Annotated in this window: 26 protein-coding genes and 2 pseudogenes; 16 read left to right on the top strand and 12 right to left on the bottom strand. The window is 48.1% G+C overall.

What is annotated here, in order from left to right:
* The first annotated feature begins 68 nt into the window (after window positions 1-68).
* The 13 genes and pseudogenes from ACIDITHRIX25_RS71560 to ACIDITHRIX25_RS000000104130 all read left to right on the top strand — a co-directional run bounded on the left by ACIDITHRIX25_RS71560 (window position 69) and on the right by ACIDITHRIX25_RS000000104130 (window position 8,132).
* Entirely contained in the window at window positions 69-290 is a 222-nt protein-coding gene (locus tag ACIDITHRIX25_RS71560) for a ribbon-helix-helix protein, CopG family (RefSeq protein ID WP_052606768.1), read from the top strand.
* Entirely contained in the window at window positions 287-679 is a 393-nt protein-coding gene (locus ACIDITHRIX25_RS71555; RefSeq protein ID WP_052606769.1) for a type II toxin-antitoxin system death-on-curing family toxin, read from the top strand. Before ACIDITHRIX25_RS71560 ends, ACIDITHRIX25_RS71555 begins: the two co-directional genes overlap by 4 nt.
* A 331-nt stretch (window positions 680-1,010) precedes the next feature.
* Window positions 1,011-1,289 carry a transposase family protein gene (locus ACIDITHRIX25_RS71550; RefSeq protein ID WP_201732439.1) on the top strand — a complete coding sequence of 93 codons (279 nt, stop codon included), beginning with the start codon at window positions 1,011-1,013 and terminating at the stop codon, window positions 1,287-1,289.
* Between the two features lie 252 nt (window positions 1,290-1,541).
* Window positions 1,542-2,117: pseudogene (locus tag ACIDITHRIX25_RS71545) on the top strand (ISL3 family transposase).
* Window positions 2,114-2,341 carry a transposase gene (locus ACIDITHRIX25_RS71540; RefSeq protein ID WP_201732437.1) on the top strand — a complete coding sequence of 76 codons (228 nt, stop codon included), beginning with the start codon at window positions 2,114-2,116 and terminating at the stop codon, window positions 2,339-2,341. The pseudogene ACIDITHRIX25_RS71545 and the gene ACIDITHRIX25_RS71540 overlap by 4 nt, the downstream one beginning before the upstream one ends.
* A gap of 201 nt (window positions 2,342-2,542) precedes the next feature.
* Complete coding sequence (locus tag ACIDITHRIX25_RS71535; protein WP_201732436.1) at window positions 2,543-3,295, top strand: IS1634 family transposase N-terminal domain-related protein; 753 nt, start codon at window positions 2,543-2,545, stop codon at window positions 3,293-3,295.
* A 61-nt stretch (window positions 3,296-3,356) separates the two neighbouring features.
* Entirely contained in the window at window positions 3,357-3,878 is a 522-nt protein-coding gene (locus ACIDITHRIX25_RS71530; RefSeq protein ID WP_201732435.1) for a hypothetical protein, read from the top strand.
* The gene (locus tag ACIDITHRIX25_RS71525) at window positions 3,875-4,903 is read left to right on the top strand and encodes an IS3 family transposase (protein ID WP_201732301.1); all 1,029 of its coding nucleotides are present in this window, start codon (window positions 3,875-3,877) and stop codon (window positions 4,901-4,903) included. The genes ACIDITHRIX25_RS71530 and ACIDITHRIX25_RS71525 overlap by 4 nt, the downstream gene beginning before the upstream one ends.
* A gap of 98 nt (window positions 4,904-5,001) precedes the next feature.
* On the top strand, window positions 5,002-5,364 hold the full coding sequence (locus ACIDITHRIX25_RS71520; protein ID WP_152625796.1) for a hypothetical protein: 363 nt from the start codon (window positions 5,002-5,004) through the stop codon (window positions 5,362-5,364).
* Between the two features lie 80 nt (window positions 5,365-5,444).
* Complete coding sequence (locus ACIDITHRIX25_RS71515) at window positions 5,445-6,599, top strand: IS1634 family transposase (protein ID WP_201732943.1); 1,155 nt, start codon at window positions 5,445-5,447, stop codon at window positions 6,597-6,599.
* A gap of 38 nt (window positions 6,600-6,637) precedes the next feature.
* Window positions 6,638-7,336, top strand: a complete 699-nt coding sequence (locus ACIDITHRIX25_RS71510; RefSeq protein WP_052606873.1) for a hypothetical protein — start codon at window positions 6,638-6,640, stop codon at window positions 7,334-7,336.
* A 443-nt stretch (window positions 7,337-7,779) separates the two neighbouring features.
* Window positions 7,780-8,073: pseudogene (locus ACIDITHRIX25_RS71505) on the top strand (transposase); the annotation flags it as partial.
* Entirely contained in the window at window positions 8,034-8,132 is a 99-nt protein-coding gene (locus ACIDITHRIX25_RS000000104130; protein ID WP_160291899.1) for a transposase, read from the top strand. The pseudogene ACIDITHRIX25_RS71505 and the gene ACIDITHRIX25_RS000000104130, both read left to right, overlap by 40 nt.
* A gap of 109 nt (window positions 8,133-8,241) precedes the next feature.
* Here ACIDITHRIX25_RS000000104130 and smc read toward each other — a convergent pair whose 3' ends face one another.
* The 11 genes from smc to ACIDITHRIX25_RS71450 all read right to left on the bottom strand — a co-directional run bounded on the left by smc (window position 8,242) and on the right by ACIDITHRIX25_RS71450 (window position 21,374).
* Window positions 8,242-11,754, bottom strand: a complete 3,513-nt coding sequence (smc, locus tag ACIDITHRIX25_RS71500; protein WP_201732434.1) for a chromosome segregation protein SMC — start codon at window positions 11,752-11,754, stop codon at window positions 8,242-8,244.
* A gap of 64 nt (window positions 11,755-11,818) precedes the next feature.
* Window positions 11,819-12,673 (bottom strand): DNA-formamidopyrimidine glycosylase, encoded by an 855-nt coding sequence (gene mutM / locus ACIDITHRIX25_RS71495; RefSeq protein WP_201732433.1) that lies wholly within the window; start codon window positions 12,671-12,673, stop codon window positions 11,819-11,821.
* Between the two features lie 8 nt (window positions 12,674-12,681).
* Window positions 12,682-13,515: a ribonuclease III gene (rnc, locus tag ACIDITHRIX25_RS71490; RefSeq protein ID WP_052606869.1), complete on the bottom strand. Its 834-nt coding sequence runs from the start codon at window positions 13,513-13,515 to the stop codon at window positions 12,682-12,684.
* A gap of 10 nt (window positions 13,516-13,525) precedes the next feature.
* Window positions 13,526-13,831, bottom strand: coding sequence for an acyl carrier protein (locus ACIDITHRIX25_RS71485; protein ID WP_235347860.1), 306 nt, complete (start codon window positions 13,829-13,831; stop codon window positions 13,526-13,528).
* A 30-nt stretch (window positions 13,832-13,861) separates the two neighbouring features.
* Window positions 13,862-14,839 (bottom strand): phosphate acyltransferase PlsX, encoded by a 978-nt coding sequence (plsX, locus tag ACIDITHRIX25_RS71480; protein WP_052606868.1) that lies wholly within the window; start codon window positions 14,837-14,839, stop codon window positions 13,862-13,864.
* Window positions 14,840-14,841: 2 nt separating this feature from the next.
* A complete protein-coding gene (gene rpmF, locus ACIDITHRIX25_RS71475; RefSeq protein WP_082058827.1) occupies window positions 14,842-15,021 on the bottom strand; it encodes a 50S ribosomal protein L32 in 180 nt (59 codons plus the stop codon).
* A 126-nt stretch (window positions 15,022-15,147) separates the two neighbouring features.
* A complete protein-coding gene (locus ACIDITHRIX25_RS71470) occupies window positions 15,148-15,654 on the bottom strand; it encodes a YceD family protein (protein ID WP_201732432.1) in 507 nt (168 codons plus the stop codon).
* Window positions 15,655-15,660: 6 nt separating this feature from the next.
* On the bottom strand, window positions 15,661-16,221 hold the full coding sequence (locus ACIDITHRIX25_RS71465) for an ATP synthase subunit B family protein (protein WP_052606866.1): 561 nt from the start codon (window positions 16,219-16,221) through the stop codon (window positions 15,661-15,663).
* 22 nt (window positions 16,222-16,243) lie between these two features.
* Complete coding sequence (gene coaD / locus ACIDITHRIX25_RS71460; RefSeq protein ID WP_082058826.1) at window positions 16,244-16,723, bottom strand: pantetheine-phosphate adenylyltransferase; 480 nt, start codon at window positions 16,721-16,723, stop codon at window positions 16,244-16,246.
* 523 nt (window positions 16,724-17,246) lie between these two features.
* Window positions 17,247-19,490: an ATP-dependent DNA helicase RecG gene (locus tag ACIDITHRIX25_RS71455; RefSeq protein WP_201732431.1), complete on the bottom strand. Its 2,244-nt coding sequence runs from the start codon at window positions 19,488-19,490 to the stop codon at window positions 17,247-17,249.
* Window positions 19,491-19,673: 183 nt separating this feature from the next.
* The gene (locus ACIDITHRIX25_RS71450) at window positions 19,674-21,374 is read right to left on the bottom strand and encodes a DAK2 domain-containing protein (protein ID WP_201732430.1); all 1,701 of its coding nucleotides are present in this window, start codon (window positions 21,372-21,374) and stop codon (window positions 19,674-19,676) included.
* 125 nt (window positions 21,375-21,499) lie between these two features.
* On the opposite strand from ACIDITHRIX25_RS71450, the gene rpmB reads away from it, so the two are divergent.
* The 3 genes from rpmB to ACIDITHRIX25_RS71435 all read left to right on the top strand — a co-directional run bounded on the left by rpmB (window position 21,500) and on the right by ACIDITHRIX25_RS71435 (window position 23,591).
* Window positions 21,500-21,691, top strand: coding sequence for a 50S ribosomal protein L28 (rpmB, locus tag ACIDITHRIX25_RS71445; protein WP_082058824.1), 192 nt, complete (start codon window positions 21,500-21,502; stop codon window positions 21,689-21,691).
* A 14-nt stretch (window positions 21,692-21,705) separates the two neighbouring features.
* Entirely contained in the window at window positions 21,706-22,755 is a 1,050-nt protein-coding gene (gene hemH, locus ACIDITHRIX25_RS71440) for a ferrochelatase (RefSeq protein WP_201732429.1), read from the top strand.
* A gap of 515 nt (window positions 22,756-23,270) precedes the next feature.
* Window positions 23,271-23,591 (top strand): YbjQ family protein, encoded by a 321-nt coding sequence (locus ACIDITHRIX25_RS71435; RefSeq protein ID WP_052605857.1) that lies wholly within the window; start codon window positions 23,271-23,273, stop codon window positions 23,589-23,591.
* Between the two features lie 387 nt (window positions 23,592-23,978).
* On the opposite strand, the gene ACIDITHRIX25_RS71430 is transcribed toward ACIDITHRIX25_RS71435, so the two are convergent.
* Window positions 23,979-24,665 (bottom strand): haloacid dehalogenase type II, encoded by a 687-nt coding sequence (locus tag ACIDITHRIX25_RS71430; RefSeq protein ID WP_201732428.1) that lies wholly within the window; start codon window positions 24,663-24,665, stop codon window positions 23,979-23,981.
* Between the last annotated feature and the right edge of the window lie 25 nt (window positions 24,666-24,690).

Here is a 24,690-nt window from a genome sequence, read left to right as displayed (position 1 = left end):
ATCGTTCACCGGGAAGCTAAAGCATATTGCAGTCGACTCAGAATACAAAGGAGTGCTATAATGATGTCATGAATACGGTTAAGAGAACGACGACAGTTAGAATGCAGGCCTCTACGGCGGAGGCCCTTGAATTGGTCGCTCGAACCGACAACTTGTCAGTCTCGGAGGCTGTCCGCGTTGCCGTAAATGAATATATCGATTCCCGCCGGGCAGATCCAGAATTTCAAAAACGGCTTACTAATTTATTTGAAGCTGAACGGGATGTTTTCGAGAAGCTTGCTCAAATGTGACTCGATATATCGATCTCGCAGATTTTCTTATAATCGCAGAGGCCGTTCTCGGAATTGATGCAAAAGTCCTAGCTAGGTCTGTACGAATTGATCTTGCCGAGTCTGCTCTTTATTCTCCATCTTCATCGTTCGATGGCATCGAGTTTTATCAGGGATTTGCCCTCAAAGCTGCGGTTCTTGTGATGCACCTCGTCAAAAACCATCCACTACCAGATGGAAACAAGAGATCTAGTTACGTGTGCCTTAGAGAGTTCGTGCACCGAAACAACTATACCTGGAAAACTGGGGCGAACGACGAAATCGTTTCGACCATGATAAAAGTTGCTTCAGATGACATAACGCTGGAAGAATTAACAAAGTGGATATCGAGTCGAATACTTCCTGCATGACGATGCCAGATTATCTGGACCACCGTGCCGGAGTCTCTGGACCACCTTTGTTGGTCCTCGAACCTATTTCTAAATTAGCTTATTCACGATATAGGTTGAAGACCAATTAGGCGATTCAGGCTCAGATTTGTAGATTTATTTACAGATATCATTCTTTGTTTGAATGATATTTTCGCGCAACCCCTCTCAGCTATCGTTCCTGACGGTTATCTGGCACTTCGGATTTAACGGTGGCTAGAGGTTAAAGTTCCATTTTTATGAAGTCGCTTTGGAAGTGGTACAGGGGTTCTGCCAGAATGGGATTTGACAAAACTCACAATGGAGAGCCCCTGTGGAAAAAGATCATAAAGCAATTTCTAAAATCTTGGTTGGTTTAGTTGATATTAATTTGATAGGCGTTGAAGATAATCTTAGTGAACCGCTCCATGTTCACATTGAGTGTTCTGATTCACAAAAGCAATGTCCAACCGCTGAAGGCAAAGTTCACCATAATGGCCTCAGAGTTGTTGAGGTTGTAGACCTACCGTCTTTTGGTCGCAAGGTTATTCTTTTTTGGTCTAAGCACAGATGGCGATGTGCAAACAAACACTGCCCCCAACTTCTCTTTTAGTGATGATGATCCAAAAATAGCTCAATTTCAAATACCCACAAGGTCGTCTTCGCCTAAGTGATCGGGCGGCTAGATGGGCAACTTATGCTGTTGGAGCCCAGCGTCGTAGCGTTTCTTGTGTGGCTAAGGAACTTGGCTGTGATTGGCATACGATAAATGACGCAGTCGTTGCCTATGGAGCTGCATTGGTGGATGATCCTTCACGTTTTGGTGCTGTGGATGCTCTGGGACTAGACGAGGTCTTGTTCTACCGTGAAGGTAAGTATCACAAACAGAATTGGGCTACAACTATTTCTAGATGTGAGACGTGGTGTAGCTTTAGATGTTGTAGCGGGTCGAGGCGGAGCCAATCCAAAGGCTTGGATTGAAAGTCAAGAACAAAGCTGGCGTGATGGAGTTAAATGGGGAACCCTCGATCTACCTGGTGGTTACAAAGCCGTATTTAGAAAGGCTCTGCCAAAGACAACCCTTGTAGCCGATCCATTTCACCTGATCAAGCTGGCCAACCAACGAATCGATTAAACTAGGCGTCGAGTTCAGAACGAGCTCTGTGGGTCACGCGCAAGAGCAGGTGATCCTTTGTATAGAATACGACGATTACTAACTATGGCAGATGAACGATTGACTAGTTATGCCAAAGATAAGCTCGTTGGACTACTCAAAGCCGGTGATCCAGGCAATGAGGTTGCTACTGCTTGGCAGGCCAAAGAGGCCCTAAGGGAGCTATATACCATTTCTGACCCGAGCCTTGCACGTAGATATGCAGACAGCCTATTTCTAGAACTTACAGGAGCTGACAATCCCAACCCTAGGTGTCAGGGGAGGTGACACTCCTTGGGAGAACTCTTACATCTTGGAAAGAGGAGATCCTAGCCTGGCACTCTTGTCATGTCACCAATGGACCTACTGAAGCTATGAACAACTTGGTCAAGGTGACAAAGCGTGTCGCCTTTGGCATGACTAACTTCTACAACTTCCGCATTCGAACACTCCTTAGCGGTGGCAAGGTCAATTGGGACCTTCTAGCAACCGTAACACCGACATTTCGTTAACCCATCTTTCGCAGATTTCCCGAAAAATCGCCCTAATTGGTCCCTTTTGAGGGGATTTTGGGCGATTTTCGACTTGGGCGATTTATAGATGCCCTGGTAGATGGGTATTAGGTCTTTTTGGGTCGCGAATGTAGTGTCCTAATTTTTGAGTAGTTTTGATTATGACTTGCATTAGCTCTGACATGGTGCTATTGTCTTGTTGTGTTTATCCGTGAAACTCCAACAGTTAATAAAAAGACCGGCGTTAGCTACAGTAAGTACCAACTCGTTGAGTCCTACCGCTGTGAAAAAGGTCCCCGTCAACGTATAGTAATGACCTTGACCGAACTGGACCTGGATAAGTCATTGTGGCCAGCTCTGGCCAATGCAATTGCCCAGAGACTCTCTGGAGTAACCTCACTCTTTGAATCAGATCCTATTATTGCCAGATACGTCGATCTAGCAATCACTAAGTATGCAATTCGTTCCGAAGTTGCAGCCGCTAAAGAAACAAGAGCTACTGAGGCTGACCTTGAGATGGTGGATCTCTCTAGTGCTAAGACTATCAATAGTAGAAGTATCGGTCCAGAACTCATAGGAAACTCGTTCTATGAAGCTCTTAGCTTCGATAAGATCCTAGAGAGTGCAGGTCTATCGGGTGAATCTCTTGGCATTGCCAAGGCAACGATAATAGCTCGTCTTATTCATCCTGGATCTGATCGAAAGACGTATTCGTATATCAACTCCAACTCTTCACTACCTGAGATATGTGGTATCGATCTCTCTAAGTTTCACAAGGATAAGGTCTATGCAATTGCAGATAAGCTCTATGACGCTAAAGGCGTCATAGAGCCAGCACTCTATAGAGCTAGCTCTGATCTCTTTAGGACGAATACCAGGCTCTTTCTCTTTGATCTAACTAACACCTACTTCGAAGGTTCTACTAAGGGGAACTCCCTAGCTAAACATCCCTAGCCCTCAGAGTCTTTGCCGGAAAATCTACTACAGTCATATATAGGGCGAGGATAGAGGAGTCATGAAAAAGGTATACCCAAGAGAACAAAAGGAACGAGTGCTGAGGAAGCTCTTAGAGCTAGGCGATGGTGGAAATGCTCCAGAGGGTGCTATTACCGAGCTTTCTAATGCTGAAGGAATTCCACTCAATACGCTCTACACCCAGAACGCGTCACTGAAACGAACTGGTGCCGTTGGCAAGTTCTCAGCATCTGGGAATCCGTCGCTTACGCTCTCGTCGAAGGCAAAGTACGAGATTGTTGTTAGAACTGAATCCATGACCGAACTCGAACTTGGTACCTACCTGCGAGAACATGGGATTCTTGCGGAGGATCTCGATAGCTGGAAGTCGGCCTGTCAAGAAGCCAATGACCGCTCTAGTATCGCTGCCAAGGAGTACCGTGCGAACTTAGCCAATGAACGAGCAAAGGTGACACTCTTAGAACGAGAACTTGCTCGTAAGGAGAAGGCACTAGCAGAAACTGCGGCTCTGCTGGTGTTGCGGGGAAAAGCCCAGGCGTTCTGGGGGGACAGGGAAGATTGATCCCTCTCTCAGAGCGCCAACGAGCCGTAACTCTCATTGCTGAGGCCAATAGCGCTGGTGTCAACCTCTCTTGCGCAGTAAGGGAGGTGGGAATCTGCGAGAGCACCTATGAGCGTTGGAGGAAGGCAGGTGGAGTGGATGCCACCAAAGCATCACCTAAGGAGATCTCAGATGCGATCCTCGAGGATAAACGACTCACCAGGGTCTATCCAACCCCACCTAATGCCCTGAGTGATCAAGAGAGGGCCGAGATCCTAAAGGTGTGCGCCAGTCCTGAGTACCGCTCACTGCCACCGGCTCAGATTGTCCCAGCTCTAGCGGATCAAGGAGTCTATTTAGCATCAGAGTCCACCTTCTATCGGGTCTTAGGAGACGCGGGACTCAATAAGCGACGAGGACGGGTAGCGCTGCCTCGTAGGCGTTCTGAGCCCAATCATGTAGCTAAGGGACCACGTGAGGTTTGGGTCACCGACATTTCCTACCTGCCAGGGCCTATCAAAGGTCTCTTCTACTACCTGCACTTCATTATGGACCTGTACTCCAGGAAGATCGTCGGCTATGAGATCTACGAGAATGAATCATCTGAAAATCTAGCAACTGTCCTAAAGAGGGCCACTTTGAATGAGGGTTCACTCGCTCCTTCTGTACTACATTCAGACAACGGTTCACCTATGAAGGGGACAACCCTAGTGGCACTGTGTTACCTACTTGGTATAGCTGCCTCCTACTCACGTCCCAGGACGTCGAATGACAATGCTCACATGGAATCGATGTTTCGCACAGTCAAGTACTGTGCGAGCTATCCCCACGATGGCTTTGCCTCCCTCATGGCGGCAAGGGTCTGGATCGAGGGATTCGTCCAGTTCTACAACGAGGAGCACCATCACTCTGGCTTGAACTTTGTGACCCCAAACCAAAAACACAACGGCGAAGATGTCATGATCCTCGCCAAGCGAGTCAAGGTCTACGAGGAGGCCAAAGCCAAGAATCCAAAACGATGGATCAATGCCAACACCCGGAACTGAAAGCCAGTTGTCTCTACGTCACTTGTTCCAACAAACCAGACAACGACAGCATCAAAGTCCACCACTGCAGCGTCTGATTTGAACCTAACGAGTCTGCCATGAGTGCCAGACCTCCGTTGCGTCACGATAGCGTCACGATAGCGTGCCCTGTCTGTGGAGGCAACTTCCCCTTGTCAGGGAGGAGAACCTATTGCTCCGATGCTTGTCGGGCTCTTGCTTATCGACGACGTCACGATATAGGTAGCATTCTTCCAGTCACAGTTCCAGGGTCAAAGTCACATCGAGGCTTCACCGTCTATGAGTGTAGGTGTTGTGGTGAACGATCCCTCGGAGAACAACGCTGCTTAGAGTGTAATACCTTTATGGCTCGAGTAGGAATAGGGGGATATTGTCCCTCCTGTGACGAACCAATCTCCATTACCGATCTACTTGGGGAGGAGTTGACACAAGCGAGAAAATAAATCGGGGATAGTTGACTTATTGCTACCCCGGTCGAGTGGATAGCAACTAAAATATATAACAGTCACTTCCAGCAAATACACTGACGGTTACCGATCTCTCTAAGTTTCACAAGGATAAGGTCTATGCAATTGCAGATAAGCTCTATGACGCTAAAGCCGTCATAGAGCCAGCACTCTATAGAGCTAGCTCTGATCTCTTTAGGACGAATACCAGGCTCTTTCTCTTTGATCTAACAAATACCTACTTCGAAGGTTCTACTAAGGGGAACTCCCTAGCTAAACATGGACATTCCAAAGAGAAGCGTTTTGATTGCACATTAGTTTCTCTGGCACTACTTGTTGATCACCGGGGACTACCCATCTACTCAGAGATACATGAGGGCAATACCTCTGAGCCTAGAACTCTCATTAGCGTACTTGATGCCTTGGAGTCTCTATCGGATGGATCTCTCTTTGGGGATGTTGTTCCTACCATTGTGATGGATAGGGGAATTGCTACCAAGGCAAACCTAGAACTTCTCATTAAGCGCAATCTCAACTACGTAGTAATTGAGAGAGCTAACAAAAAGAGTCTCTATCGAAGCCATTTCATGGAGATGGAAGGCTTCACCGAGATCTACGATGCCCAAGGATCCCCAGTACTGGTGAAAAAGCTACAAGTGGAACCACAAAAGCCACACGGGCGAGTGAGAACACAAGTACAAGGACAAGTGAAAACACAAGTACAAGGACAAGTGCAAACGCTAGAAGAAGACACCGGCACTGACGACAATAACAGTAATGGTGCCACCAGCAAGAATACCGGCGACAGCAGCAACGGCGACAGCAGCAGCAAGGGCGACAGCAGCACCGACACCAAAATCATCAAGAGCGACAGCAGCACCGACACTGACGACTATATCCGTAATGGTGCCACCGGCAAGAATACCGACACCGATGACACCAAAATCACCAGGAGCGACAGCACCGACACTGATACTAACGCCACCTCCACCTCCTCCTCCTCCATCTCCACCTCTTCCACCAACAACAACACCACAACCGTGGTGTTGTGTCGTTCTTTGGGGAGATCCAAGAAGGAATCAGCGATCTCTAGTCAAGCTAATGAGAGATTCTTAGTAGATATCACTTCGTTGAGTACCTCAATCACAAAGGGTTCTATATCTAAGACCACAGTTGTCTCAGAGCGTATCGGACGCATCAAGACCCTCTCTGCCAAGATTGTTGTCACCTAGCTTGATTTTGTTTCTAAGAGGGCGAAGATGGAATAGACATGAAAAGGTATCCTGCGGAACTAAAGAATAAAGTAGTAGCGGCTCTATATGAGCTCGATAACTCAGAGCCCGCGAAGGCTGGCGCTATTGCAAAGATCGCAAAAGATCACGGTATCAATGCAAACGTTGTCTACCAGTGGAACTCAGAGCGCAAGATCAGTGCAAATGCAGTTAGCGATAAGATCAACAAGATCAAAGCTGTTGTTGACACAGCTGCTATGAATGAGCACGAACTCGGTTCATGGTTGAGAGCTAATGGTGTTCTAGCAGAAGATTTAGAGGAGTGGCGAAATACCTTAGAGTCAGCCTTTGACAATAAGAGTGCTGCTAATAGGGCTCACCAGGTAGAGCTTGATAAAGAGCGTAAAGCAAGAGTACGAATTGAAGCTGAACTTCGACGGAAAGAAAAGGCGCTAGCAGAAGCTGCTGCTCACCTCTTCATCTCGGTACTTGCCTATCACCTCCTTAGTGCTATTGAGCTGACCTTGAGGCAAAATAACGATAAGAGAAGATGGTCAACCATCAAAGAGCAACTCAACAGTCACCGCCGAGCCACCATAGTTCTTACATCAGATAAAGGTGTCGTCTATCACATCCGCACTAGTGGTGTTTCTGAGCCGGTTCACAAAGAGATCTACCGTCTCTTAGGAGTTAGTGATCCCCTTAAACGGATCAAGACCATTGCGACGCATTTGTAGTGTCCCAACGTAAGACCACATACTCAACTAGCTGGGAGAATGGTTTGATTTTCGGAAAGATGGGTTTGGCGGTCTAGCGAGTTGAGAAACCTTTGGATGTCGTACTTGTTCGCAGAGCGCTTGGCTTTTCACTCTCCTTGACGCCTAGGGCCATGAACCCAATCGACGCCGTGGTTCCATGACAGTGCTGCGCTATGTCTTGATTATGGCATGACTGTGGCATGAGTCGTGAACTAGGCGATACGATACGCCTGTCAAGGTGACCGAGATGACAGCGGCCCTATAGGATGCACCTTCATTATCCGGCGTAGACTTGAACACCATATATCACTACTGTAGCAGTAATTAATGCAGTAATTAATGCAGCAATTAATGCAAGATATAGCGCACTATATGACCGATGATTGGCGTAACCCAAGGCATGTGGTCTATATCAATTTCATGCACACATTGTAGTGGTTCCTAAATATCGCCGTTATGTGATGACGAACAGAGTAAGTAACGAGATCAAATCCGCTCTCATTGAAGTATGTACTCGTTTTGATTCCATCTCCGATGCTTTTGAGACAGACGGTGATCATGCTCACCTGTCGATAACCAACGCAGCTAAAGTTGCTTTATCAAGGCTGGTGATGTTGATGAATACGCTCGCAGCCATGAGAGCAAGCCAAAGAACTGGCCGGAAGTCCGAGATGCTTTGTGGGGGAACCACTTCTGGTCACCCTCATGGTCGATAGTGTCTTGTGGTGGAGCACCATTAGAGACTGTGAAGAAGTACGGTGAGAAAGTACGGTGAGAAAGTACATAGAAAACCAGAAACTCCCTAGACGTAAAGAAGGAGGACCAAGAAGGGATGGGGTCGCTTGACCCCCTCCCTTACGGAAGGGGATTGCGCTTCCGTTGGTTCAATCTTGGCTCGACAAGGTCAGTTGTCGCGCTTTTAGATTCTCAATCACAACCTTAGAAGAGCCGCTCTCGGCCATCGACACTCCAATAAGTCGGTTAGCTATCTCCATCGTTCTCTTTTGGTGAGAGATCACAATAAGTTGTGCATGACTACCAAAACTCTCCAAAAGTACCAATAGTCGGGACAGATTGAGATCATCTAACGCCGCCTCCACCTCGTCTAAGACGTAAAAGGGAGAGGGCCTCGATCTAAAGACCGCAAATAAAAAGCCAAGAGCCACCAAAGACCGCTCTCCACCTGATAGAAGCGGTAGTCGCCTAAGTGTCTTGCCGGGGATAGAGATATCGAATTCAAGGCCAGCTTCGAGAGGATTATCCTGATCGGTCAAGACCAAAGAACCTCTTCCTCCTGGGAATAGCAGCTCAAATGTCTCCCTGAAGTTATTATCGATATCTCGATAGGCACTCAAAAAGACCTCTTTCATCTCCTTGTCTATCTGACGGGAGATGCTCCTTAGTTCAGAACGAGACGAATTTATATCAGCCAACTGGTCTGTAATAAATTTATGACGCTCATAGAGTTCTTCAAGTTCAACCTTAGCCAACTGGTTGATTGGTCCCAAACTAACAAGTTCATCTTGTCTTGCTTGAAGAGTTGAAGCTGCTTGAGTCGGCTCGATCCCTGCCAAAATAGGAATCTGCATCGCTATCTCAGGGGCAATTTCAAGCTCCCGCCAAATTCGTTCGGAGACTACGGCGCTACGAATTGAGGCTTCACGGATCGAATCGTGCAAAGCCACTAATTCTTCGGATGCAGTAGAACGCTCGAAAGAGAGTCTTTCGATCTCGCTTCGCAACATCGAGATCTCCTTGGATAGTTGGGCCTTGGAGATATTGACCTCATCGAGTTCTCTAGAAGTGTCAGTTGAGATCGTCTTCACCAACGATTCAATCCGCAAGACCTCTGTAATTACGCCCTGGTAGCCGATCTCATAACGATTCAAACGTTTGACTTCGATCTCATCGCTGGCGTACTTCTCCTGCATCTGTATGATTTCGATTTCATTTCGGGCTAGCTCCGCATCTACACCGGCCAACCTCTCTCCCAAACGAGCCAATTTGACCTCCAATTGGGATCGCAATTGGCGAAGCGCTGCTCGCGAACGAGATAGATTGGCAAGCTCAACGCGATGGTCATCTAAGTCACCTCGAACCATCCCAAACTCCTCCTCCACCGCCTTTAATTCCTCGGCGATGGGAACTAGGGCAAGATTTAGCTCATCTATACGAATCAAAGCTCGAGCTAAGGAGTGGCGCGAGGCCTCTTGATCTTGGTCAAAACGTCCTTTAGCATCATTTATTCGATTGCGCTCTCCCCTAAGTCGCTCAATCTCCATCGACGACCGACGAACGACCGCCTGGTTTGAAGAGACCTCCTCTGAGATACCACGCCTCTTCGTCTTTAGAAGGCTGACTTCGCCGGTAAGAGTCGATACCTCACTGCGCAGCTGATCCTTTCGGTCGCGCGCCTCATTGATCGCGCGCCGAGAGACGACGGCTGCATTCTCAGGAGCCTCAAAACCAAAGGAGGTAACTCGATCCCTATTGGATGTAACCAATGTTATCTCTGGATGCGCCTTCACAATCTCTTCGGCCTCATCCATTGAACCCTCAAAGAGGTAAATATCGCCAATCCATCTTGCAACAATAGCTGCAATTGCTGGATGAACATCAAGTATCAGCGAACCGATTGAGACCAATCGAGGTAGCTCACGGAACGAAAGACTTTGCCATTGCGCGCCCTCAAAGCCAGCAACGATCAACGCTCTATCGGAGTACTCCTTAATCTTTTGAAAGCCAAGAACTCCCTTTTGACGATTGGAGGCGACCACTCCCAAGCCATAAGAGCCTAAAGCTGCCTCTACGACCTCGCCGTAGCCCTCTTTTACCTCAATTAGCTCTGTAACCACGCCTATAGGTGTATCCACAGTTGAAGCAGTCTCTAGCTGCGACTTAGAGTGAAGCTTGGACAGTGCAGATTCAAGGGTGCTCCAAATTGCATTCGCTTCGGCCCCAGCCTCCCGCAAAAGTGAAAGGGAGCCTTCACGAGCATCGATCTCTTGGTCCAATGCACTCAGCACAGGGACGATCTCTTCAAGACGCAGGTTTGCGCGCTCAAGAAGTTCGCTACTTGCCAAGATTGCGCTATCTAGTTCACCAAGGCGAGAGGTCGTCTTGGTGCCCTGGGAGTCCATTGTCTCTATAGCGCGCGAAGCACTATCGAACTCCCTCTTGGTGGCGTTTAGCTCACTTGTCAGCTCACTCTTTTTAGCGAAAAGGCTGCGTTGAGCTGACGAGATCTCTCGCTCTTTGGATTCTAAGGTTGCAACTGACTCCATATTAACGAGTGAGGACCGCTTCTTTAGCTCCGCCTCTTTTTCTTCGAGGTCGTCCAATTCGGGACCCATTCGAAGAATCGATGCATGCAACTCCTCTTTAGTCAGAGTGAGCGCTTTACTCTTTTCCTCCAGGGCAATAATGCCCGATCGATTAGAAAGCAGCGCTATCCTGGCTAAATTTTGCTTCTCACGCTCTCGCCCAAGCGCTAGTGTAAGTGATCCTCGGGCCAAAAGTGCATCTAGTCGCCTCATCTCATCAATCAGTTTGGAATCATCGATCAAGAGAGCCTTAGCCTCTAGCTCTTGGAGGCGTTGGCGATAGGTAAACACTAAAGCACCTAGCGAATCGATCTTCTCTTTGAGTACCGCCTCGGCTTCATCGCCACCTTGTGAGAGCGATAGATGCTCACGATATTGTGACCCTAGGATATATGCCTTCAATTGAGCGATCTCATCACCCAAATCGATGTGACGCTTGGCCGCCTTTGCTTGACGCTCTAGCGGCTTTATCCTCCGGTTGATATCTCGCAAAAGTTCCTGTGCGCGGGCTGACTCCTCTTCGACGACCCCGAGGCGCCGCGCCGTGCGGTCTTGGCGCCTTCGATATTTAGCGATACCGCTGGCGTCTTCTATGGTCAAGCGACGATCGCTAGCCTTAGCATCTAATATTACATCTAGGTTTCCCTGAGAGATGATGGTGTGTTGGCCACGTCCGATTGAGGCATCTAGTAGTAGTTCACTCAGATCGATCAAACGACAGTCCCTACCGTTTAATTCATACCCTGACTCGCCCGAACGCGATAGATGACGTGTTATTGCCACCTCGGCCAATTCTAAAGAAAGGCGTCGCTCCGCATTATCTAGGACTATTGTAACTTTCGAAGACTTAGCCGCTCCCCGGCTTTGGCCACCCGCAAAGATGACATCTTCCATCTTGGCACTACGAAGCGCCTTTGGTGTCTGTGTGCCAAGAACCCAGGAGATGGCATCTACGATATTGGACTTGCCCGATCCATTTGGCCCAACCACAACGTTGATCCCTGGGGCAAACTCAATGGTAGAGCTGTCTGCAAAAGACTTAAAGCCGCGTAGCGAGAGAGACTTCAGATACATCTATTTATCTAACTTCCAGAGCAAAGATACATTTACACCAAACACAAAAGCAGCTCCTGATCGATCAGATCTGACAGATCCGACAAAAAAAAGAGGAGCGGCCCTTGGATACGACTCTTACGATTTGATCACCGCATCGTAGGCACGGCTCGCCTTCTCTAGCGTATGCCATATGGAACTTCTGTGCCGCACCAATCTCTCCGGCGATATCACGATAGGTCCGATCGAATAAGCTCGACCCGCGCAGCTCTATAGCTCTGGTGAGAATCTTTCTTATCGAAGTGATCAAAGTGATAAATTCTTCCTCTGAAAAGGTAGAGGGCGTCCTAAAGGGCGCAATCGCGGCATCAAACAAGATCTCATCGCCATACATGTTGCCAATTCCACCAATTAGAGCCTGATCCAAAAGCTGCCATTTAATCCCAATCGAACTCGAAGTGGCACGAGCTTTAATTAGCGCCAAGGGGTCAGAAGATAAAATTGCATCGGGTCCCAACCTCCGCAAACTAATAGGCATTGGATCACCGTCATAGCTGTCAAATGCAATCCAACCAAAGGTTCGTGGATCTATAAAGGCCACAATCGTGCCATCATCTAGGTGAACTCTAAAGTTGGAGTGACGAACATAGACTGACTCCTCTCCCGTAAGGCCAGATGAGCGCAGTTGACCACTCATTCCCATGTGAAGAATCAAATGACCGATGAATTCATGATTGCGAGCTAAATCGACAATCAGATGTTTAGCATATCGCCTTAGCGCCACTACTTGCGTTGAGACAACCGAAGCCTCAAAGTCTTCGAATGAGGCGATCTTGCGCACCGTTCGATCACGAAGTGCCTCTACACGTTCAATTCTACGGCCCAAAACTAAAGGGGATAGTCCTTGGAGTAAGGTCTCAACCTCAGGTAACTCTGGCATTGCACTGTCTAACCTAAGATCTCTAAATCCACTAGCGCCCTTCGAGCCGCTCTTTGTTCTGCTTCCTTCTTGGAGGTACCTTCACCTCTTAGACGGCGTCCATCGGCCAAGATCACATCTGTGACAAATAATGGAGCGTGATCAGGTCCGGTCTTAGTGGACTCATAGACCGGCATGGCTAGGCTAGCCTTGGCAAAGTAGATCTGCAACTGACTCTTTGGATCTAAGAGCGTCTCACTTAGAGATATATTCTCAACATCTATCAAAACGGTACGATCGATCAACTCCCAAGCACAAGCAGCACCTAGATCCAGATAGATAGCACCAACAACTGCTTCAAAGAGGCCAGCCAAAATTGTACGCTTCCCTGTGCCACCAGTTGCTCGTTCTCCAAGACCCAAAATTACAAAGTCATCCAATCCCAACATGATAGCGATCGAAGCCAAAGCATCAGTATTGACCAAAGAAGAGCGTGCTAGCGTTAAAAACCCTTCATCACGATCTAAGTAATGAAGGTATAGCGACCATGAGACCCGAGCCTCGATGATTGCGTCACCTAAGAACTCAAGTCTCTCATTGTCTAATAAGGATGGATCTTCCAAAGAGGCTGATCGATGAGTAAGCGCAACTTCTAGGAGAGGAACGATTTCACGAAGGATCAGAGCCACCTCACCACTATCAATTAACGCAAGGTCGCTACTTCCAAGGTCTATGAATAAAGAACTACCTTTTATCTCTGGCGGTCCCACAGCAGAGATAAGGTTCAAAAGAGTGGGCAAAAAAGCCTTAATCGGAGAAAAACGCTCTGAAGATGACTCTAGATTATCTCTACCTTTACCCAACTTTTAGGGCCTACTTTAGGATTTCAAGCTTTGCTGCAACATACTCAACGGCGTCGAAGACAGTCTTGAGGTCCTCAAGGTCTTCGTCTTCGATTCTAAAAGTATGATCACCGCCGGAAAATTCCTCTTCCATCGCCTCAACAAGTTCAATTAGCGCGAGTGAGTCAGCGCTGAGATCCTCAGTAAATGACTGATTGATTAAAATACCAGAAGGGTCTATCTCCAGAATATCTGCAAGATTATTCTTGATCGATTCAAAGATCTCATCTTTTGTGGAGTAGGTTGCTTTTCCAGTCACATTGACCTCCGGGGTCACTAGGGTGTCTTGATCTTTTACAGTTCAAATCTAAAGAAGTACGGATTTGGCCAACTTAGCAGCCAAATCATGCTCTGCTAATCGCATTGAGGTAACAATCGCGTTATAAATCGCCTTAGGAGACGATGAGCCGTGTGAGATAATACAAATTCCATTTACACCGAGCAACATAGCGCCACCATGGGTATCAGGGTCCAATTGATCTAAAATTGGGAAAAGTTTAGGAAGGGCTAGGTCGAGGATCTTGGATCCATCTTCACCACTACCAAGTGCCCCAAATATCGCCTTGGCCAAGGTCTTCATGGAGCCTTCGAGGGTCTTTAGAACAACATTGCCCACAAAACCATCGCAAACTATAACGTCGACGTTCTCGCTCATCACGTCGCGACCTTCAACATTTCCAATAAAGTTGATTGAATTCGCGACCTCTAGGAGGGGGAAGGCTTCTTTGACGAGCTGATTTCCCTTGCCCCGTTCTTCGCCAATTGACAGGATTCCAACGCGGGGCTTTTCGATACCTAAAAGCTCACGCGAATAGACGGTACCCATTTGAGCAAATTGCACCAACCAAGGTGCCATTACCTCTGAATTTGCTCCCGAGTCAATCACTACAGTCGGGGTCGAACCTGGCACCGGTATCACAGTCGCTATTGCCGGACGAGCGACCTTAGGAAGGCGTCCGATCTTCAAAAGGGCAGAGGCCATCGCGGCCCCGGTGTTCCCGGCTGATATCATTCCAGAAGCCATACCGGTCTTTACAAGCTCGGCACATCGCACCAGAGATGAATCTCGCTTGTTTCGAACGGACGAAGCCGGATCGTCGTGCATCTCAATAACCTCGGATGCAACAACGACCTCAAATCCCTCTTTCGCAAGCGGACCAACTACCTCTTGAGTACCGACCAAAATCAGCGGTGCATGAAGTTCATCGATGGCCCTCTTAGCGCCTTCGATAACTGCCGAGGGGGCATTATCCCCACCCATCATGTCAATAGCAACTGGAAGCAATACTATCGAACCTCAACAGCCTGACGGCCATGGTACCAGCCACAGTTAGCGCAAATGATATGAGGCCTCTTGGCAAAGTTACATTGAGGACAAGTGCTCTTAGAAGGAGCCTTTAGGACCCATGCACTCGCCTTTCGGCTTCTGCCTTTTTGCTTGGATACCTTACGCTTTGGAACTGCCATCTTAACATCTCTTTCGAATCACTAGCAAACAAGTAAGGCTGCTAGAAAATATCACCAAAGCTCATTACTTGAACTTTGCCCAAAAGATTCTAACACCCTTACAATGGTGCTCCGACACATCCGGCCTTAACGAAGCTGATCAAGGATAGAAAATCGAGGATCTCGCCCCTGATTATCATGGCCACAGCTAACTAAATTCTTGTCGACCCCACAGGTAACACAAAGGCCCGCGCACTCCTCCTTACATAGAGGTGCCGGTGGAAGGGCCAAAACTACGGCATCTCTGACCATCTCTTCAAGATCGACAAATTCACCGTGGATTGGATAGGTGTCCCCCTCGTCCTCTTTATAGTCAGATTCAAAGAGCTCTCGAATCTCTACGACGAGGTCCGCTTTGCTATGACAAAGACATCGACGACATTCCGTTACGATATTCACCTTTGCCACGCCGCTAAACATCACTCCCGAATGCACTGCTTCCAATGAACCCGATAAATGCGTAGTAGAACCCTCCTCGACCCACGCAGAGGATACGAACTGATCCCCTATTAGGCCTGCAAGTTCTACCTCTAGAGGTTCTCCTGGATGGCTCAGCAGCTTGGTAACCGAAACCTTAAAATCTCTATTGCCCATAACGTATCAACTCAAATCTTGATCAAAGGGTATCTCTCCCTCTCCAAATCCAACCTCGACCTCAAGAGGTAGCGGATCAACCGGCGCCATAGTGTGGGCTAGCTTTTCACGTCCAGCCTTTATAGCCTTCATGACCCTAGAGAGTGCAATCTCAAACTCAGCTAGCTTCTGGTCGGCATAGTCCTCGGCATCAAATCGCAGTCGAGCGGCATCTTCTCTGGCCATCATCACTATTCGGTTAGCGCTTGCTTGGGCTTGGCGAACGACCTCTTGCTTTGAGACCATCGCCTCTGCGCGATTTCTAGCTTGATCCATTATCTCTTGGGCTTCGAGGGAAACCCGATCGAGATATTCCGCCTTCTCCTTGATAATCCATTGCGCCTCGCGCATCTCAGCAGGAAAGCGGTCCTTGGCGAGAGAAATCAGATACAGCATCTCGTCGCGCGACACCAAAACAGAAGCCGATAAGGGCATAGCCTTGGCGCTGGAGACAATCTCTTCCATGCGGTCCAAGATGCCACTTAGAGCAACATCTTGTCTTTCGGGATCTTGGTCAAAACGCGTCATAATCCCCGGTCTCCTATTGAACTCACTCTCTAAATTTAGCAAGTATCGCGTTAGCTATAGGCTCTGGTACCATCTTTGATACATTACCCCCATAGGATGCCACCTCTCGGAGCAGTCGCGACGCTAAAAATGAATATTCAGATGACGTTGGAATAAAGATTGTATCTATCCCGGAGAGTTGTCGGTTCATCTGAGCCATTTGAAGTTCATTTTCAAAGTCAGAGACTGCCCTGAGTCCTCGAATGATAACGTTAGCTCCAATTTCTTCGGCAAGATTTACAACCAATGTAGAGAGCGCGACGATCTCTACATTGTCAAGGTGAGAGACTGATGCCTCTATGAGTTCCTGTCGCTCTGAAAGGTTAAATAGAGCAGATGCCTTTTGAGGGTTTCTCATAGCCGCAACTACCACTTTGTCAAAGAGACGAGATCCTCGCTCGACGACTTCCATATGGCCGTTGTGAAAGGGATCAAATGATCCAGGAAATAGTGCAACTCTCAACTTTTGCTATCCCACCCAACTGATAAATCTTTGTTCATGCCGATATTGCTAAAGAGATAGCTCTTATCTCGATCAATCGTATCTAGCTTTGCGCTAACGTGCGAAACGAGACATAGGTATCACCATACACCTTTAGCGTAACCTCGTTATAGTTGGGGTGTTGTGCAATTTGACGATTTGATTCAACTACAAGGAACCGCCCAGGGCGGAGTGAAAATAGAGTGAAAATAGAGTGATAATAGATCGTCCCACTCGCTAAGGAGGCAAATAGTAAGGAAGAATCGAATAAGGCCAAGTACAGGGGGGGCATCCAAGGTGCCCAACTTCTTTTATCCCTCCGCCAGCGCCACCTAAAAGACCCCAGATCAGCCACAGCTCTAGGCCTTTAGTGAAGATTTATAGTTCCTAATTTCACCATCTAAGATAGGCCCATCAAAGAACACGTCATCAAAGAAGTGGTCAAGGATGAAGTTGTAGCTATGAAACCAGGTGCATAATCTAGTGTCATTTGAGCAAGAATAATTCAATTACGCGTAATAAAGTCGCCTTGATCATTACCAACAAAGAGTTCTATTTCAGCGCTTAGCGCTGGGTAGTTTGAGAGGGTTGGATCATTTCCAACGATCGTCCTTGAGACCGACCTCGCCTGGTTTAAAAGGTCCCGGTCGCGAAAGAGAGAGGCGATCCGCAGGTCACTACGTCCCTTTTGTCTAGCGTTGAGTAGCGTTCCCTCGCCACGTAATTCCAAGTCAGCCTCGGCTAGGACAAAACCATCACTAGAATCTACACAAGCCGAAAGGCGAGAGATCGTAGTCTCTTCCACTTCACCCAATTGAACTAAATAGCAATAAGACTGATGGGCGCCTCGTCCGACACGGCCTCGGAGTTGATGGATCTGTGCGATGCCAAAACGTCCTGCATCCATGATGACCATCACCGTAGCATTGGCAACGTCCACACCAACTTCGATCACCGTGGTTGCCACCAGGACATCGATCTCATGGTTTCGAAAGCGCTCCATGACGAGAGCTTTATCGTTAGTAGCCATCTGACCATGGAGAAGACCCAGACGTAGACCCGAGAGCTCACCGACAGAGAGTTCCTCGTAGATCGCAGTCGCCGACTTTGCCATAATCTTCTCTGAATCTTCCACCAGCGGACAAACTACATAGCACTGCCTACCTTGGGCTACCTCTCTACGAACCCGAACCCAAGTCCCATGGAGCTGTTCCTCATTCTTTGCCCACTTGGTAATGATCGGACTTCGACCTGGTGGAAGCTCATCGAGGACCGAATAGTCAAGATCACCAAAAATGGTCATGGCTGCGGTACGTGGAATTGGTGTCGCCGTCATAATCAAAGTATCGGGCTCGAAGCTTCCGGAAGAGATCGATCGTTCCTTTAAGATCGCACGCTGTTCTACACCAAAGCGATGCTGTTCGTCTACGACGATCAAACCCAGATTTAAAAATCTAACACCCTCGCTCAATAGCGCATGGGTACCAATCAAGATGTCGCACTCCCCTTTTGAGAGCTCGTCTAAGAGTCGACGCCGATTCGAAGCGGTGACCTTGTTGGTCAAAAGACCAACGCTTAGTGGTCTTTCCTTATCTCCAAAGAGCCCGCCGTCGCCAGAATTTGGAACATCAAGGCCACTTAGCAGTCTTGAGATCCCTATGTAGTGCTGATCCGCCAAGACCTCGGTCGGAGCCATAATAGTAACCTGGTACCCCGATTGCACAGCTATCAAAGCAGCCACCACCGCTACAAATGTCTTACCGGCTCCGACATCGCCTTGTAATAGTCGATGCATTGGAACCCGCGATGCCATATCGTTACTAATCTCAAAGATCACTCTTATCTGAGCCTGAGTTGGCGCAAACGGGAGCGAAGAGAGAAATCTCACCAAAAGGTTATCAGAGCTATAGTCCCCTAGGGTCGGTTGGTAGCTTCCCTGCGAGCGCGCACTAAAAGATGCTTTCGGAGCGATCCTCATCGAAGTTAGATACTGCACACCATTTGAATTATGGGAGATTCCCCCGGCCGCCAACTCCAACGAAACCTTCTTGGCGACCAAATGGGTTTGAAGTCGCAAAAATTCATCGAAAGCCAAGCGGTTCCGAGCATCCTTATGGTCGATAGGGTCCTGAGGTTGATGGATCGCCCTAAGCGCTTTGGATCGCGAGATCAAACCGAGCCCCTGAAGCATATTCCGGGGAAGTGGATCGATCAAACCAGCTGTGTAATTTAACACTTTTCCAATGAACTTGGGCATCTCATCAGAGCGGAAGCCAAACTTTTCAGAGTGAGGATAGATAGGTACTATCCGCCCCGTTCGATCTCCTATGAGATCAACGATAGGGTTTACCATCTGTAAAAAACGGCCAAACTTCTCTACTTTTCCATAGAGAGCAACCTCTATATTGGCTTTGAGCTGGTGCTTTCTCCAAGACTGATTGAAGAATACAACTTTGATAGTTCCTGTTTCATCAGCTGCAATTGCCTCAATTATCTCACGGCCTTTACCTTGAAACTTAGCTCTCACTTCACTAATTTTCACGAGCAATAGAACATCTTGGCCAAGAGAAGCAGTAGATATCCCGCTTCTATAGCGTCGATCTACATAACGTCGAGGGAAATAGGTGGCCAAATCGTAGGCCGTTAGGAATCCCCCCTCGGCCAAAGCTTTCGCCTTAGCTGGGGTAATTCCATCAACCGAGGAGATCGGAAGGTTGACCAGATCCAAATAATTCGAACACGTGTTCATGTTATCTTAACCTACCAGGAAAGACCCACGGGGATTCGCTGCCAATGCTTGAATCGACCCGGCTACGGGTACAGCCACCAAGTAACCAAGGAGCCTTTTGAACTCGATTTAAAAAGTCGACTACATAACAACTATGTCAAAGTCACGGTCGCATTTGACCATCTCAAACAACTATGGATACGCCTATTCTATCCCTATAAGATATGGATAGAGCGGCTGAGCACCGTGGTGCAATTCAACTTCTATTTCGGGAAAGTTTATATTCAACCATTGCGTAATCTCCCGGGTTATCGCCGAAGTTGACCCTTCGCCTTCAATTATGGTTACGATCTCTGAGTCATCTTCAAGCAACTTCCCAATAGTATCCACAACTGTATCTTCAAGCGACTTAGAAACTGCAACCAATCCTTGGCGCGATAGGCCGATAAAATCACCAGCGTGGACTAACCCGGATTCGTCGGAATAATCCCGAACGGCTTGAGTGATCTCTGCAACAGTTACCCTCTTGGCACATTCACTCATGGACTCAAAGTTTTCGTCAATGGAAACCATCGGGTCGAACTCGACAAGTGCAGAGAGGCCTTCTACCACGCCTCTGGTAGGAATGACTCTGACACACTTCTTTGAGATTTCAGCGGCTATCTGGGCAACAGGAGTGACGTTGGTATTATTTGGCAATACAATGACATTGTCACCGGGAACTTCCTCTATAGCCAAGAGAATCTCCTCCGTTGACGGATTCATCGATTGGCCGCCTTGTACGATCCGATGAACCCCCATTGAGCGAAAGATGCGCCTTATACCGTCCCCATTGGCAATCACCACGACTGCTGTATTTGGTATGACGTCGGTCTCGGCGCTAAAAGGGTCTGGAGCTCCAGCTCCGTGGGCTTCAACAACCCAACGCTCTTCGGCGATCTCTTCAAAGAGGTCAGTGACTCGAATTCGCGATAGTAAGCCACCAGCAATGCCTGCCTCGATCGATCCACCAATGTCGTCAGTATGGATATGGCAGTTATAAGTTCCATCTTGGCCAACGACCACGATCGAATCTCCAAGTCCTGCCCAAACCTCACGAAAGTTCACCATGACGTTCTCATCGTGGGACTCAAGGATGAACATGACTTCGTACCGCGGACCCAGCTCATGGCTCTCGCTAGGGGCTACAAAGTCATCTTCTTTCGATCTAGTTGGACCTGGAACTCGACTCTCAAAGAGAAAAGGACGATCGGTGCCCCAATCAAAGTCGCCATTGGAGAGAATTCGACAAAGCCCAGCAACAAATAGAACAAATCCGGCGCCGCCTGAATCGACCACATTCGCACGAGCAAGAGGAGCCAAAAGAGAAGGAGTCCGCTCAAGGGATGCCTGTGCTTCGTCAAAGAGGCCCCGGACGAAGTCGCCCAGATCGAGGTTTTCGCCCAACGATTTAGCCCTTTTGGCAACGTCAGAGATAACCGTCAGAATAGTTCCCTCTACGGGGCGCAATACTGCGCCTCGAGAACGAGTGTTGGCCTCTTCCAACGCACTCTCAACGTCTTTGGCTGTGACCGGTTGATCCGAATGAGCCCCAAAGACACTACAAAAGGCGGCTACGACCTGGGACATGATGACCCCGGAGTTGCCTCGAGCTCCTAGGAGTGCTCCTTTTGAGATCTCTTTAAACCTTCCGGCGCTCCCGGCGCTCCCCGACTGACTTTGCTCGGAGGCGCTTTGCGCGTCGATCACATCCACAGCCGAGCGAATCGTGAAAAACATATTTGTTCCAGTATCCCCATCGGGAACTGGAAATACATTCAATCGGTCTATTCGATCCCGATATGCTTCAAGAATCCGTGCATAAGTGCTCAACAACTTCAAGAGCACGTGCCCTTTGTCTTCCATATTCAAACAACTCCCTGAGCCAATGCTATAAGAGAATAGGGAACTTAGGGGCTAATTCGCCCAGTTATCTACTATGCTGATACAGCTGTTTTGATTTAAAATAAAAAGCGCGAGGAGATAGTGCGTTGGCATCAGTTTGCGAATTATGTGGCAAGAGTCCTCACTTTGGAATGTCTCTAAGCCACTCCCATAGAAGAAATAAGAAGCGTTGGAATCCAAATATACAAAGAGTCCGCGCAGTCGTCAATGGAACCAACAAGCGAATCAATGTATGTACCTCTTGCATTCGTTCTGACAAAGTTACCAAAGCCGTCTAGCTATTATTGGTTAGGTGACTAACCAAGCGATCTTATTTTTATCCTTCGGCGGGCCCAATGGACCCGATGACGTACTTCCATTTATGGAGAACGTTACGAGAAATCGACCGATACCCCGCGAGCGCCTTGTAGAAGTCTCAAAGCACTATTACATGTTTGCGGGGAAAAGTCCTATTAATGAGATCAATCTCAACCTCATCGAGCGCCTCGAGGGATCGCTCGCGCTTAGGGGGATTGATCTGCCCGTCTACTTTGGCAATCGCAACTGGGAACCATACCTAGAACAAGCAATCCAACAGATGATAGACGATGGGATTAAAGAGGCACTCTACTTCGTCACGTCGGCCTATAGCTCTTTTTCTGGATGTCGACAATATAAAACGGAAGTAGCCGACGTCCTAGAGAAGCTAAATGCTCCAATCAAGTTGACCAAACTTCGTCAATTCTGGGATCACCCAACCTTTGTGAATCCCTTTATCAATGACACCATCCTAAAAATAGACAAGCTGTCCAAGATGCATCCCCTAGATGAGATCGCTCTCCTGTTTAGTGCCCATTCGATCCCACTGTCGATGGCATCAACCTCAGACTATGTCCAACAGCTTGACGTAGTCCAAAATCATATTCTCAGTCGTGTAAACCATCACTTTAACTTTAAATTTGAAGCAAGACGTGTCTATCAATCACGCTCAGGCCCACCCAGTCAGCCCTGGCTCGAGCCAGATATCTCTAACGAAATCGCCAACCTCTACCAGATAGATCAAAAGAGGGCTTTCGTGACAATTCCTATCGGTTTTATCTCCGACCACATGGAAGTCATCTACGATTTAGACACCTTGGCCAATAGCAGTGCCAAAGAACTCGGAGCATCTTTTGAGAGAGTAGTGACGCCCTCAGACGATCCTGCGTTCAGCGACTTAATCGTCGACCTAATCGAGGAGGTAACCTCCCAAAGACCAGCGCCCCATATCGAGGGCTTTGATCGCCCAGCCCTGCAATGTCGGACGAACTGCTGCCAAATACCCCCAACGTCGCCAAACGATTATGGTCAAAGACACAGCTAACACGACGACCTCACCAGACAAGACAAAAGTACCAGCCAAATATGACTTGGGACAGGGTCTTATTTGACTGACATTTGAATAATTGAGTGACTCCATAAAGGGCTCTTTGTGCCCTTTATTGGCCATTAATCTGACAATTGAGAGCCATATCTGTGGGTTCAGGAAGGCTTGTCACCTTCGATTTCTAATAAATAGTGACACCGTTTTTTCGTAGCTAACCTCTAGGGGTAAGGAATGAGTTGCATCCAAAAAAGCAAAAGGACCAGGGCAAGCTCCCCGCAACAAATCTTACAACTTACGCTTGAAGCTATTGCCATCGGAGCGACTTAGCCAGTCCATAGGATGCATATAAAATCTATTAGAAACTCATGAATTCAAACGAAAGAAGCCAACACTGAATCCCCCACTACGGCAACTTAGACAACTATTAAATTGCCAATCTTCAGTGCGCAGTGAGAATTTTTAGGACTAAATTATAAGATAAGTGGACTAAGACACAACTTAAGAAGGTAAAGATGCTTGTAACCACCATGAATGATCTGCCTGGATACGAGATCGATGAGGTACTGGGAGAGGTATTTGGTCTGACAGTCCGTTCGCGAAATATTGGTTCACAATTTGGAGCTGGTCTCAAATCAATCGTGGGTGGAGAATTGAAGGGACTCACCAAAAATCTTACCGAAAGCAGAAACGAAGCCATGTCGCGTATGATTGAGGAAGCCGAGGCCAAAGGCGGCAACGCAGTAATTGCATTCCGCTTTGACACCTGTGAAATGGCAAACATGGGAACTGAAATCTGTGCATATGGAACGTCGGTACGAGTTCGCGCCATTTGAAACTTTTAATTTAGAAATAGTCTTTTGCGGAGAGATGGCAAACGGAGCCACCTAGCTCGGCATAAAGCAATTATCAATAAAAATAAGCACTAAAGTCAAGCCATTGCCCAATGGCACACCACGAGGCACGATATTTACGAGCATTGCTACCCAATCGACAATTGGCGATCATTGGAGTGCGCAAAAAGCTTCACTTTTCGGCACACTCCAATGATCTTGGACCACGGGCGCTTTCAAGCAACTGGTACTAATTGACAAAACAGCCCTTTGGATTTTGCTTAGAATTGTTGATATAAAAGCAACCCGATCCAAAAATCACATTAATTTTGGACCAGTCAATCGAGACCCACGACAGTAGGCTTAAGACCGCTTCATCAACCGCTACGCCTATGGCAAAGCCAATAGTTGGTCTATAACACCATCAAGCGTTGAAGTCTCAACATGAGGCTGAGTAAAGGCCCTGGGCCACGGTCTTTCTGTTCTATTCACCCAACCGGTAACAAGACCAGCCCGCGAAGCGCCATTGAGATCCCAAGGATGTGCCGCAACCATGGCGAGTCGCCCCGCTTCAACTCCTACCTCCCTGCTAGCAAAGTGGTATGCCTCTGGCCGTGGCTTCCAGTAACCTACCGAGTCGACCGAGAGCACGTGGGTGACGAGATGGGAGAGGCTCGCCCGCTCGATCAGGCCAGCCGTAACCGAAGCGCTTCCGTTCGTAAGAGCAACTACGGGGATATTGGCTTGGACCAATCGTCTAAAGGCTGGCCCTACGTCAGCGTGAGCCGGTAACTCCCTAAAGGCGTCGAGCAGGCCGGCAGCCACATCCGTGGGAGGATTGCGACCAAGTGAGGCGAAGACCTCATCTAAGGCAATCTCAACCAGAGATACGAAGGCTGACGCGTCCCCAGCAGCAGCGAGTGCGAAACCATCACGCAACACGACCGCGAACCACCAATCAAGAGCATAAGAAGGTAGACCCATCGCCTCAAAATTAGGACGGAGCGCGGACAGGTCGAACAGGGTTTCGTTGACATCGAAGACTACGACCGATGGTCGTTGTGCAGGCGCGCTCACGATATACCGAATCGACTGAGGAGAG

This window comes from Acidithrix sp. C25 (genome assembly GCF_904848545.2).
The sequence above is the reverse complement of the archived record's forward strand: the minus strand, read 5'-3'. Positions and strand labels throughout refer to the sequence as shown.